This is a genomic window from Kribbella sp. NPDC050281 (assembly GCF_040655855.1).
GTDB lineage: Bacteria > Actinomycetota > Actinomycetes > Propionibacteriales > Kribbellaceae > Kribbella.
Window position 1 is genome coordinate 155466 of sequence record NZ_JBFAKS010000002.1, and the last position, 12535, is coordinate 168000.

A 12535-nucleotide genomic window follows, 5' to 3' on the forward strand; every position below is an offset into this window, starting at 1 on the left:
GGCCTCACTTAGTAGGCCAGGACGCTATGACCGGGGTGTTTCCGAGCGGTCATCTGGTTGTTACGCCGCAGAAACGGCTCCCGCACACCGGTCGCGGGGTGGTGAGAGATGACTGGGTACTGTGCCCGTACCGACGGCGAGGGGACAGCGGTGGAACAGGACGAACGGCGGGGCCCGGACAACGGCAACGGGCTTCGGCAGGGCCGGGGCAAGGGGCGCTGGGCGTGGCGGGCCGCGATCGCGGCGGTCCTGATCGGCTGGCTGGTGCTGGGTTCGCTCGGCGGCCCGACGGTCGGCAAGCTGAGCGAGGTCCAGGAGAACGACAACGCGAACTTCCTGCCCAAGCAGGCCGAGTCGACCCTGGTCGCCAACGAGTCGGCCAAGTTCGTCGACTCCAAGGCCCTGCCGTACTTCGTCCTGATCGTGCGCGAGTCCGGCATCACGCCGACGGACCTGGCCAACGCGAAGGCCTTCCTCGCCTCCGTCCCGGCGATGGACCTCGGCGATGGCAAGACCATCGGCGACAACCTGGCCGCACCGGCCACGACGATCGTCCCGTCCGAGGACCAGAAAGCGCTGCTGCTCACGGTCGAGATCGACGGCGACCGGGCCGATGAAGTGGTCAAGGACGGCGAGACCGTGCTCTTCGCGGTCGCCGACACGATGCGCACCGACATCAAACAGACCCTCACTCCGACCGGTCTCGATGTCTACGTGACCGGTCCGGGTGGTGTGTTCGCGGACTTCGTGGTGGCGTTCAGCGGCATCGACGGGATCCTGCTCGGTGTCGCGCTCGCGGTCGTCTTCGTCATCCTGCTCATCGTCTACCGCAGCCCGGTGCTGCCGATCGCCGTTCTGCTCACCGCCGTCTTCGGTCTGGCCCTCGCCGCGCTGGTGGTGTACCCGCTGGCCAAGAGCGACGTAATCGAACTGAACGGGCAGAGTCAGGGCATCCTGTTCATTCTGGTCGTCGGGGCCGCGACCGACTACTCGCTGCTGCTGGTGTCGCGCTACAAGGAGGAGCTGCACGACTATGCCAGCAAGTACCAGGCGATGCGGATCGCGTGGCGGGCCGCGGTCGAGCCGATCGCGGCCAGCGCGACGACCGTCATCCTCGGCCTGCTCTGCCTGCTGCTCTCCCAGCTCGGCAGCACCAAGGGTCTCGGCCCGGTCGGCGCGATCGGTATCGCCGGCGCCTTCGTCTCCGCGATGACGTTCCTGCCCGCGATCCTGCTGGCCTTCGGGCGGCGGATCTTCTGGCCGTCGATCCCGCGGCTCGACCACGTGCACGCCCGCGACCAGGTCGGCGGCCGCAAGCTCTGGGGCCGGGTCTCCGGACTGGTCGGCCGCCACCCGCGCCGGGTCTGGGTGATCACCGCGCTGGCCCTGCTCGCGTGTGCCGCGTTCCTGCCGACGTTCAAGGCGAGCGGTACGTCGCAGGAGGACCTGTTCCTGAACAAGGTCGAGTCCGTCACCGGCCAGGAGGTGCTCGGCCGGCACTTCGACGCCGGCGCCGGTACGCCGGTCCAGATCCTCACGCCGGCCGACCAGGCCGACCAGGTGGTCCAGACCGCGTCGAAGGTCGACGGCGTCGCCACGGCGTCCGCCTCCGTGGCTCCCGGCGTACCGCCGAAGGTCGTCGACGGGAAGGTGCTGGTCCAGGCCACGCTGAACGTCCCAGCGGATTCGCCGGAAGCCACCAAGGTGGTCGAGCATCTGCGGACCGAGCTGGACACGGTCAGTCCGGACGTCCTGGTCGGCGGCAGTACGGCGATCAACCTCGACGTACTCGACGCCAGCAAACGTGATCTGCGCGTGATCATCCCGACCATCCTGGCGGTGATCTTCGTCGTGCTGATGCTGTTGCTGCGCTCGATCGTCGCGGCGGTGCTGCTGGTGGTCGCGAACGTGCTCTCGTTCGGCGCGACCGTCGGGGTGAGTGCGATCGCGTTCAACCACATCTTCGACTTCCCCGGCGCGGACCCGAGCATCCCGCTCTACGCGTTCGTCTTCCTGGTTGCCCTCGGCATCGACTATTCGATCTTCCTGATGACCAGGGTGCGGGAGGAATCCCAGGAACAAGGCACCAGACCGGGCATCCTGGTCGGCCTCGCGGTCACCGGTGGCGTGATCACCTCGGCCGGGGTGGTGCTCGCGGCCACGTTCTCGGCGCTCGCGGTGCTGCCGATCCTGTTCCTGGTCCAGATCGCGTTCATGGTCGCGTTCGGCGTACTGCTGGACACCACCGTGGTCCGCTCGCTGCTGGTGCCGTCGCTGGCCTACGACATCGGCAAGCGGGTCTGGTGGCCCAGCAAGCTCTCGTCCTAGTGCCCTGCGGCACTAAGGTGCGAGCTATGGAGACGTTCGAGGGCACGATCGTGGTGAACGACGGGGGCGGCGCCTGGGTGGAGGTGCCGGGCGAGGTGATCGCCGGACTCGGTGGCGGCGGGCGGATCCCGGTGCACGCGACGTTCGACGGCGTCGCGTACCGCGGCTCGATCGCGTCGATGGGCGGCTGCATGGCGCTCGGCATCCTGAAGAGCATCCGCACCGAGCTCGGCAAGGGCGCCGGTGACCCGGTCACCGTCACGCTGACGCGGGATGCGGCCGAGCGGACAGTGGAGGTGCCGGCGGATCTCGCCGCGGCGCTCGAGGAGGCCGGGCTGCGGAAGGCGTTCGACGCGCTGAGTTACAGCCACCGCCGCGAGCACGTGAACGCGATCAATGACGCGAAGAAGCCGGAGACCCGCGCCCGCCGGATCGGCAAGGCGCTGGAGATCCTCAAGTCCTCTTGAGCCGTGGCTGTGTCGGGTCGCCTGTAACTACCGACTTCGTTAACCTCGCGAGCAGGGGGTCGAGGAAGTGAGGAGCCCATGGCAGACACGAGAGCGACTGACCACGGCAGATTCGCACTGCCCACCAAGAACCTGCCCGCACCGCAGGTCCGTGACCTACCCGAACCACCCAGCCAGACCTGGAAGATCGTCGGCCCCGGCATGGTCGGCGCGGGTGTCGGCCTGGCGTCCGGTGAGTTCATCCTCTGGCCGTACATCTCCAGTCAGGTCGGCCTGGTGTTCCTCTGGGGCGCCGTCGTCGGCGTGATCGTCCAGTGGTTCCTGAACATGGAGATCGAGCGGTACACGCTGGCCACTGGTGAGACAGCGTTGACCGGCTTCAACCGCTACGGCAAGCACTGGGGCCTGTTCTTCGCGATCATGACGTACTTCGCGAACATGTGGCCCGGCTGGGCGACCAGCTCGGCCGCGATGCTGACGTACCTGTTCGGTGCCGGCGATCCGCGCTGGATCGCGATCGGCATCCTGCTCGTCATCGGCGTGATCCTGACCCTCGCGCCGGTCGTCTACGTCATGCTGGAGCGGCTGATCCTGGTCAAGATCCTCGCCGTCGCCCTGCTGGTGATCCTGGCGCTGGCCTTCGCGATCCGGGCGAAGACCTACCACGCGCTCGGCGACGCGGTCACCCACCCGGAGTTCCCGGCCGACCAGCTCGGTTTCGCCCTGATCATGGGTGCGATCGCGTACGCCGGAGCCGGCGGTGGCCAGAACCTGGTGCAGAGCAACTGGATCCGGGACAAGGGTTTCGGCATGGGCGTGCATGTGCCGCGGCTGACCTCGCCGATCACCGGCGAGACCGAGGCCGACCCGACCGCGAACGGCTATGTGTTCGAGCCCGACGAGGCGAACATGGCCCGCTGGAGGCGCTGGTGGAAGTTCGCCAACATCGAGCAGCTCGCGACGTTCGTGGCCATCACGATCGTCACGATCGTGTTCACCTCGATGCTCGCGCACGCGACGCTGTTCGGCAACGAGAATGTCAAGAACAACATCAGCTTCCTGAAGATCGAGGGCACCACGCTGCAGTCCCTGGTCGGCGACTGGTTCGGCTACCTGTTCTGGGCGATCGGCGCGTTCGCGCTGTTCGCGGCCGCGGCAGGCATCGTCGACTACACGTCGCGGCTGGCTGCGGACATGATCAAGGCCCGCTATCTGCGCTCCTCGGCGGTCAGCGAGTCCAAGCTGTACTTCTGGCTGGTCTGGGGACTGGTTGCCTTCGGCATCGCCGTGCTGCTGGCCGGCCTGGACCAGCCGCTGGTGCTGCTGGTCATCTCCGCCTGCACCGCGGGCACGATGATGTTCGTGTACTCCGGCCTGCTGTGGTACATGAACTCGCGCGCCCTGCCGCAGGCCATCCGGATCAACCTGGTCCGCACGCTGGTGATGGTCTTCGCCTTCCTGGCGTTCGGGTTCCTCGCCGTGTTCACCGTCATCGACCAGATCAAGAACAACTTCTGACCCTGGGACCCCGGGGTACGCCGTACCCCGGGGTCACTTGAAGTCGGTCAGGGACTCCGCGACGACCCGCTCGGCCTCGGTACGGCGTTCGACCACGACGCCACTGCTGTCACGGACCTTCCGGTACAGGTCGACCGACGCCTTCAACGCCCGCAGGCAGTCGTCCCGGTCCACCGTGGCCACGGTCTGGCGGAAGTCCGGCACCAACTCCGGCACCAGGGTCTCCAGCCGCCGTACGCCGGAGGGCTTCGCGGTGCGACCGCGAACGGCGAGCGGCGCGATCGCGAGGCCACGGATCGCACTCAGGCTGTCGGCGGCCTCGAAGAGTTCACCGCGGGCGATCTTCACCCCGACGTAGTGGACCCAGCCCCAGAACCGGTCCTCGATCCACTGCGGGTCCCGCTGCGGCCACCTGGCCGGGCCACCCGGAGTCAGATCGACGGTGTCGTCCCGCTGCCAGAGCACCAGGCCGTCCTCCACTCGTTCACGCAGATCCTCCTGCGTGACGAACTTCAGATCGACGTGCAGCAGGGGCGGCCCGTAGAGCGCGATCAGCAGCCGCCGCTCGCCGACGTGTTCGCCGGTGAAGCTCGTCAGCAGCGGGCCGAGCCGCCCGGCGAAGGTCTGGGCGTCGGCCAGGACTGCCGCATGCCCCTCCGGAGTGCAGACGAGCACCAGATCCAGGTCCGAGTACTCGTCACTCGTCCCGGTCGCGATCGATCCGCCGGCGACGACGGCCAGCAGCCGCTCGTCGGCCGCGGCCTCGGCGACGACAACCTCCGCGATCTCCCGAAGGTGCACAGGAACCTGGTCGATCGGTGTGGTCACAACTCCTCCTCGGGGTGCGTGGTCAGTGCGTGAGCATCAGGATCAGCCGGACGACGAAGGACAGCGCGAGGACCGCGACACAGGCGATCCGCAACGGCGTCGCATTCGGTCGCAGCGGCAGGAACACGCCCAGCAGCAACGGGATCGAGGCGATCATCATCCAGGTGTACGAGTCGTCCATGACGTCGAGAGTGCGGTGACTGCACTCCAGGTACGCCGTGACGTCCGTCGGGCAACTGGCGTTCGCTCCGGCGTAGTGGACGATCTCGACCACCGCAAGCACGAGATTCGCGATCACGATCAGAAAGGCCGTTGCCCGCCACACCTGATCCTTCGTCCGTACGTCGTCCTGAACCCACACCGCAGTCACGCTACTGCTTGTCCGGTGCATTCTCCTGGCAATTACCGGACCACAAGACTGCCCCAGCGCGGCGCGTACGACGGCACGACCGACTGGCAGTCGACGATCTGCGGAGCGTCGGTGGTGAAGCCCCAGATCCAGCCCAGGCGGTCGATCCGGCCGTCCTTCAGTGAGAACGAGACCGGCTTGCCGACCTTCGCCGGGTCGTTCGACGCGGTCACCACGCCGGTCGCGACCGCAACGGGTCCGCCGGCGACCAGGCAGTCGATCCGGCCCTCGACGTCCACCCCGGACCCACGCCGATCCGCGAAATGGAAGTCCCCCTGAACCTCCGTCGGGTTGCCGCCGGCCGGGACCCGAGCCGCGAGCTTGAACCGCAGCGTGGAATCACCGAGCAGCGCGGCGACCATGGTCCCGCTGTCGGCGGCCTGCGCGACCGTCGTACCGCTCGCCGCCGGTGCCTGCCGGGCGCCGTGGACCTGGAAGCCGCCTTCGGTCAGCGGGAACGTCGGCGCGGTGCCCTGCAACAGGCTCACCGGCGCGCCGAAGAAGCCCCAGATCCAGCTGATCCGGTCCTGCCGGCCACCGTCGTACACGGTCATCGAGACGTTCTTCCCGACCATCTCCAGCGGCAGGCCCGGGTTGTCGGCCGCGTCGATCACACCGGTGACCACCGCCACCTCGTCGACCGCCTTCAGACTGGTGATCGGGCCGCTGAACTCCGCGAGCAACTTCCCGTCCGGCTTGCGGTGTACGACGTGGAAGGTTCCGGACGGATGCAGCGGGTCGGTGGCCCGCCCGTCGATCTCGAACCTGACCGGATCGCCGGCGAAGTCAGGACCCCACTCCGGCCCGAGCGTGCCGCCACCCGCGCCGACCACCCGCATGACGCCCGTCGTACCGCCATGGTCGTTGCCAGCAGCAACCGCCGACGGCACGGCGCCGGCGGTCGCCATCAACGCCGCTACCCCGACGGCCAACCGCCGTACGAATCCCCGGCTTCCCACGCGAACCCCTCCTCTGTCGGCTCGCCGCGTGCGGGCCACCGAGAAGACGTTTCCATCCGGACAGCGGCCGGGGATCCATCCCGAGAACCAACCGTCTCCCTCCGCCGAGGGAGATCAGCGCTGGTACGGCTGCGGTGCTCCGTTGACGGTGGTGAAGATCGAGTAGACCGAGGTGGTCGCGGTCACGAAAAGGCGGTTGCGCTTCGCGCCGCCGAAGGTGAGGTTGGACACCGTCTCGGGGACGAGGAGCTTGCCGAGCAGCGTGCCGTCCGGGTGGTAGACGTGCACACCGTCCGCCGCCGAGGCCCAGATGCGGCCCTGGGTGTCGAGGCGGATGCCGTCGAAGATCCCGTTGCCGCACTCGGCGAACAGTGCGCCGCCGGACAGCTTGTCGCCCTCGACGGTGAAAACGCGGATCGTCCCCTCCTCCGAATCGGTGATGTAGAGCAACGATTCGTCCAGCGAGAAGACCAGCCCGTTCGGGCGGTTGAAGTCGTCGGCGACCCGGGTCAGCACGCCGTCGGTCGACACCCGGTAGACGTGACAGCCGCCGGTCTCGATCTGGCCCTTGTAGCCCTCGTAGTCGCTGTCGATCCCGTACGCCGGGTCGGTGAACCAGACCGAGCCGTCCCGCTTCACCACGACGTCGTTCGGGCTGTTCAGCCGCTTCCCGTCGTACTCCGAGGCCAGCACCGTGATCGCGCCGTGGTGCGCGGTCCGGGTGACCCGCCGGTTCCCGTGCTCGCAGCTGACGAGGCGGCCCTCGGTGTCGAGCGTGTGCCCGTTGGTGTTCCCGGCCGGCTGCCGGAACACCGACACCTGGTACGACGTCTCGTCCCAGCGCAGGATGCGGTCGTTCGGGATGTCACTCCAGAGCAGATAGCGGCCGGCCGGCGAGTACACCGGTCCCTCCACCCACCGGCCCCCGGTCCACAACCGCTCGAGCAACTTGTCCCCACGGATGCCGGCGAACCGGTCGTCCAGCGATTCCCAGACGGCCGGCGCGGTTCCGGCCAACGGCTCGAGGATGGTCATCAGCACTCTCCAAGGGCTCGACTGTGCGTCAGCCGGAAAGACTATTCCCTCGGGGCCGCCCATGGTTGCGGTGCGCCGGATGCGGTCAGCAGCCAAGACCAGACCGCGTTCGTCGCGGTGATGAACAGCCGGTTGCCCTTCGGTCCGCCGAACGTCAGGTTGGAGACGACGTCAGGCAGCAGGAGCTTGCCGATCAGCGTGCCGTCGGGGTCGAAGCAGTGCACACCCTCGTGCGTCGCGGCCCAGACCCGACCCGCGTCGTCCAGCCGGATGCCGTCGAACATGCCGGCCTCGCAGGGCGCGAAGACCTCGCCGCCGATCAGCTTGCCGCCGTCCACCTCGAAGCGGCGGATGTGCTTGCCCGGGGTGTCGACGACGTACAACTGGGACTCGTCGAGCGAGAACGCCAGCCCGTTCGGCCGGATGAAGTCGTCCGCGACCACGCTCAGCGCGCCGTCCGGGGCGATCCGGTAGACATGGCAGCCGTCGATCTCCTGCCCTGCCGCGTGACCCTCGTAGTTCGACGTGATCCCGTACGGCGGGTCGGTGAACCAGATCGAGCCGTCCCGCCTGACGACCACGTCGTTCGGGCTGTTCAGCTGCCTCCCGTCCAGGTGTGACGCCAGCACCGTCCGCGTCCCGTCGTACTCGGTCCGGACGACCTGGCGCTCGCCCTGGGAACAGCTGACCAGGCGGCCCTCGCGGTCGATCGTGTTGCCGTTGACGTACCCCGACGGCTGGCGGAAGACGCTCACGTCGCCGGAGACCTCGTCCCAGCGCAGCAGCCGGTCGTTGGGGATGTCGCTGAAGATCAGGCAGCGCCAGGCCGGTGAGTACGCCGGACCCTCCAGCCAGCGGCCGCCGTCGTACAGGCACTCGACGTACTCGTCCCCCGCGATCTTGCCGAACCGCTCGTCGAGCACCTCGAGCTCGGCCCGGATCCGGGTCGGTGCGGCGGACAGCGTGATGGTCATGTTCCTCCTTTGTCGAATGTCATCCTGCTACAGTTCTAGATCACAGGATGAGGTTTGGTAAAGGGTGACAATGACCATAGATGAAACCGACCGCAAGCTGCTCACCGAGCTCCAGCTGGACGCGACCCAGTCGTACGCCACGCTCGGCCAGGTGGTCGGGATGTCGGCCGGGGCCACGCACGAGCGGGTCCGGAAGCTGAAGGCGGCCGGCGTGATCCGGCGGACCGCGGTCGAGGTCGACCCGGCCGCCGTCGGGCAGGGCGTACTGGCGTTCGTCCTGCTGGACGCGGACGCCTGGATGGGCGACGAGCCCACACTCCGCGCGCTGGAGGAGATCCCGGCGGTCCAGGAGGCGCACATCATCGCCGGCCCGGCGTCCGTCCTGGTGAAGGTGCGCACGGCGACCACCGAGGACCTGCAGGCGACCCTGCGCGCTCTCCACCAGGTGGACGGCGTCACCAGCACGCAGACCATCGTCGTGCTGGAGTCCTGCTTCGAGCGGCCGCCCGCTGTGATGTAGCCGGGATGTGAGGAACGCCCTCCCCGCTGGAGGCCCGCTTGACCCTAGACTCAGGCTGGCCGAAGGGAGTCACCTGTGTCCGACAGCAAGAAGATCACCAAGGTGCTGATCGCCAACCGTGGCGAGATCGCCGTCCGGGTCGTCCGGGCCGCCGCCGACGCGGGGCTCGGGAGCGTCGCCCTGTACGCCGACCAGGACCGCGACGCCCTGTTCGTCCGGCTCGCCGACGAGGCGTACGCGCTGGACGGGTCGACACCGGCCGACTCCTACCTGAACATCACCAAGATCCTCGACGTCGCGGCCCGGTCCGGCGCCGACGCCGTCCACCCCGGCTACGGCTTCCTGGCCGAGAACGCATCCTTCGCGCAGGCCGTTCTGGATGCCGGACTGATCTGGATCGGTCCGCCGCCGTCGGCGATCGACTCCCTCGGCGACAAGGTCAAGGCGCGGCACATCGCCGAGAAGGTCGGCGCACCACAGGTTCCCGGTACGCCGGACCCGGTCGGTGGGGCTGACGAGGTGGTGGCCTTCGCCGAGGAGTACGGGCTGCCGATCGCGATCAAGGCGGCGTACGGCGGTGGCGGCCGCGGGATGAAGGTCGCGCGGACGCTGGAGGAGATTCCCGAGCTGTTCGAGTCCGCGACTCGCGAGGCTGTGAGCGCGTTCGGCCGGGGTGAGTGCTTCGTCGAGCGGTACCTGGACAAGCCGCGGCACGTCGAGACCCAGTGCCTGGCCGATGCCCACGGCAACGTTGTGGTCGTCTCCACGCGAGACTGCTCGCTGCAGCGCCGGTACCAGAAGCTGGTCGAGGAAGCGCCTGCGCCTTTCCTGACCTCATCGCAACTGGAGACGCTGTACACGTCCTCCAAGGCGATCCTGCGTGAAGCCGGGTATGTCGGCGCCGGTACCTGCGAGTTCCTGGTCGGTCAGGACGGGCTGATCTCGTTCCTCGAGGTGAACACCCGCCTGCAGGTCGAGCACCCGGTCAGCGAAGAGGTCACCGGCCTCGACCTGGTCCGGGAGATGTTCCGGATCGCCGACGGCGAGGAGCTCGGGTACGACGATCCCGTCGTGTCCGGACACTCGATCGAGTTCCGGATCAACGCCGAGGACGGCGGACGCGGCTTCCTGCCCGCACCGGGCACGCTGACCCGCTGGCACGCGCCGTCCGGCCCGGGCATCCGGCTCGACGGCGGCTACGACCAGGGCGAGACCGTGCCGGGCGCGTTCGACTCGCTGGTCGCGAAGCTGATCGTCACCGGCCGGGACCGGACCCAGGCGCTGGAGCGGTCGCGGCGCGCGCTCCGCGAGTTCGTCGTCGAGGGAATGCCGACGGTCATCCCGTTCCACTCCGCCGTGGTGTCCGACCCGGCCTTCGTCGGCGACGACGGCTTCAAGGTCCACACCCGCTGGATCGAGACCGAGTACGACAACCAACTCACGCCGTACGACGGACCCACCGCCGAGATCCCGGAACCCGCCGAACGCGAGAAGGTGACCGTCGAGGTCGGCGGAAAGCGCCTCGAGGTCGTGCTGCCCGCTGGACTCGGCGCGTCCGCGGTCGCGGCTGGCGGTGGCGCTGGCGCTGGCGCTGGCGTTAAGAAGAAGCCTGCCCGTCGGGCGGGTGGCTCGGGCAAGGCCTCGGCCGCCTCCGGCGACTCGCTGACCTCGCCGATGCAAGGCACCATCGTCAAGATCGCCGTAGAGGAAGGCGCGACGGTGGCCGAAGGCGACCTGATCGTCGTCCTCGAGGCAATGAAGATGGAACAACCCCTCAACGCCCACAAATCCGGCACAGTCACCGGCCTCACCGCCGAGGTCGGCGCAACCGTCACCGCCGGGGCCATCCTCTGCGAAATCAAGGACTGATCAAGCGCGCCTCGGGACCGACTGCAGGCCGAACTCGAAGGTGCTGTCGGGTCCGGCGAGGTAGTCGGCCTGTCCAACCGGGCTCGCAGGTGGGGAAAGTCCGCGGCGATCTAGTGCGCTTTCGTCAGGATTCCCTGCATCGCCTGCTCGCGATCCCGTCCACCGCGAACCCTGCTTTGTCCTAGACGGTGAGGGTCCGGTCGTCGTATCTCGACTTCCCCGTCCGTTCAGCAAGTAGCTCCCGAAGGCCTGCCCGAACCACGGGGGTGCCATGTCAACATCCCGTGTAGGCCGACCGCCGGCTCCGAGGCCGCCGTACGCCAGTCCGCCGCCTCCAGATCCGGCAGCTCGATCTCGGCGCAGCTGACCGTTGTGCACGGCCCTACTTGCCGCAGTTGTTGCACCAGGCAACATCCACAGGCTCGGGCAGCTGTGCACGGAATGTACTTGACCTGTGGATAACACAATCTCTTGAAAACAAGGGCTTCTGAGCTTCAGAAACTGTCGGTGGCGGTGTCTAGAGTCTGTGGCATGGAACTACTGGGTGAGCGACCGGTGTGGTCGATGAGTGGCGCGGAGAGACTCGCCACCCTCGACGCGCTGCATGCCGAGCTCGCCCGCCTGGAGACCTACCGTCTCCACGTGATCTCCGGCCTGGACGACATCGGATACGCCCAGGAGATCGGCGCCCACGACACCGCCCAGTTGCTGGCCTTCCGCTACCGCATCGACCGCCCCGAGGCGCGCCGCGACGTACGCCTCGCCCTAGCCCTGTCCAAGTACGCCGAGGTAGAGGCAGCCCTCCCCGCACCCGACCACCCCGTCGATCCAGACCACCCCGTCGATCCCGGCCAATCCGTCGATCCAGACCAATCCGTCGATGCCAGCCAGCCCACAGATCCAACTCGGCCGGATGCCCCAACTCAGACAGACGAGCCGGGCCTACACGACGATGAGACCGACGACCGGGACAGGGCGACTGATGTGTACCTGCGACCCGCCCAGGCGGACGCGATCGTCTCCGCGCTGGAGCGAGTCCCGAGCACTGTCCCCGCCGAGGACGTCGCCGTCGCCGAGCAGCAACTGGTCAACCTCGCCCGCCACCTGTCTCCCGGCGAACTCCGCAAAGCCGGCCAGCGGATCCGCGACGTACTCGACACCGACGGCCCCGAGCCCGACGAACGGAAGGCGTACGACCGCGAGAGCCTGACTCTCTTCACCGCCCCCAACGGAGTGAAGTTCCGCGGCTACCTGGCCAACGAGAACGCCGAACTCCTCAGATCCCTCATCCACGCCGGCGCCCGCCCCCACAAGACGGTCGACGGCCGGCTCGACCCCCGCCCACGCGACAAGCGCCAGGCCGACGCCCTCACCACCACCCTCACCATCGCAGCCACCGCCTACGACACCAGCCCACCCCATCCCCGCAGGCCCTCCACCCCCGCCCCCACCACACCAGCCACCGACGGCGCCCAAGGCCCCCACACACCAAACGCCAAGGGCAACTCAGGCAGCCACACGACAACTGCTGGCACAGACACAGGCACCACGGCAGCTGCTCACGCCAACCCAGGCAACGCCACGGCAAATGCTGACGGCAACCCCGGCGATCCGACAGCAGGTACTGT

General features: G+C 68.2%; 11 protein-coding genes. 6 read left to right on the forward strand and 5 right to left on the reverse strand.

The window, feature by feature from the left end:
• Positions 1-108 precede the first annotated feature (108 nt).
• From AB0I34_RS03310 to AB0I34_RS03320, 3 genes are all read left to right on the forward strand, one after another.
• Entirely contained in the window at positions 109-2328 is a 2220-nt protein-coding gene (locus AB0I34_RS03310) for an MMPL family transporter (protein WP_360438574.1), read from the forward strand.
• Positions 2329-2354: 26 nt separating this feature from the next.
• The gene (locus AB0I34_RS03315; protein WP_360438577.1) at positions 2355-2795 is read left to right on the forward strand and encodes a YdeI/OmpD-associated family protein; all 441 of its coding nucleotides are present in this window, start codon (positions 2355-2357) and stop codon (positions 2793-2795) included.
• A 78-nt stretch (positions 2796-2873) separates the two neighbouring features.
• Positions 2874-4313 carry an Nramp family divalent metal transporter gene (locus AB0I34_RS03320; RefSeq protein WP_360438580.1) on the forward strand — a complete coding sequence of 480 codons (1440 nt, stop codon included), beginning with the start codon at positions 2874-2876 and terminating at the stop codon, positions 4311-4313.
• A gap of 33 nt (positions 4314-4346) precedes the next feature.
• Here AB0I34_RS03320 and AB0I34_RS03325 read toward each other — a convergent pair whose 3' ends face one another.
• From AB0I34_RS03325 to AB0I34_RS03345, 5 genes are all read right to left on the reverse strand, one after another.
• Complete coding sequence (locus AB0I34_RS03325; protein WP_360438582.1) at positions 4347-5141, reverse strand: hypothetical protein; 795 nt, start codon at positions 5139-5141, stop codon at positions 4347-4349.
• Between the two features lie 22 nt (positions 5142-5163).
• Positions 5164-5502 (reverse strand): hypothetical protein, encoded by a 339-nt coding sequence (locus tag AB0I34_RS03330; RefSeq protein WP_360438585.1) that lies wholly within the window; start codon positions 5500-5502, stop codon positions 5164-5166.
• 41 nt (positions 5503-5543) lie between these two features.
• The gene (locus tag AB0I34_RS03335; protein ID WP_360438588.1) at positions 5544-6509 is read right to left on the reverse strand and encodes a hypothetical protein; all 966 of its coding nucleotides are present in this window, start codon (positions 6507-6509) and stop codon (positions 5544-5546) included.
• A gap of 114 nt (positions 6510-6623) precedes the next feature.
• Positions 6624-7544: an SMP-30/gluconolactonase/LRE family protein gene (locus AB0I34_RS03340; protein WP_360438591.1), complete on the reverse strand. Its 921-nt coding sequence runs from the start codon at positions 7542-7544 to the stop codon at positions 6624-6626.
• 41 nt (positions 7545-7585) lie between these two features.
• Positions 7586-8518, reverse strand: coding sequence for an SMP-30/gluconolactonase/LRE family protein (locus AB0I34_RS03345; RefSeq protein ID WP_360438594.1), 933 nt, complete (start codon positions 8516-8518; stop codon positions 7586-7588).
• Between the two features lie 70 nt (positions 8519-8588).
• On the opposite strand from AB0I34_RS03345, the gene AB0I34_RS03350 reads away from it, so the two are divergent.
• From AB0I34_RS03350 to AB0I34_RS03360, 3 genes are all read left to right on the forward strand, one after another.
• The gene (locus AB0I34_RS03350; protein WP_360438597.1) at positions 8589-9038 is read left to right on the forward strand and encodes an Lrp/AsnC family transcriptional regulator; all 450 of its coding nucleotides are present in this window, start codon (positions 8589-8591) and stop codon (positions 9036-9038) included.
• A gap of 75 nt (positions 9039-9113) precedes the next feature.
• Entirely contained in the window at positions 9114-10907 is a 1794-nt protein-coding gene (locus AB0I34_RS03355) for a biotin carboxylase N-terminal domain-containing protein (RefSeq protein WP_360438600.1), read from the forward strand.
• A 531-nt stretch (positions 10908-11438) separates the two neighbouring features.
• Positions 11439-12535: DUF222 domain-containing protein (locus AB0I34_RS03360; RefSeq protein ID WP_360438603.1), on the forward strand; the 1097-nt coding region annotated here is incomplete at its 3' end.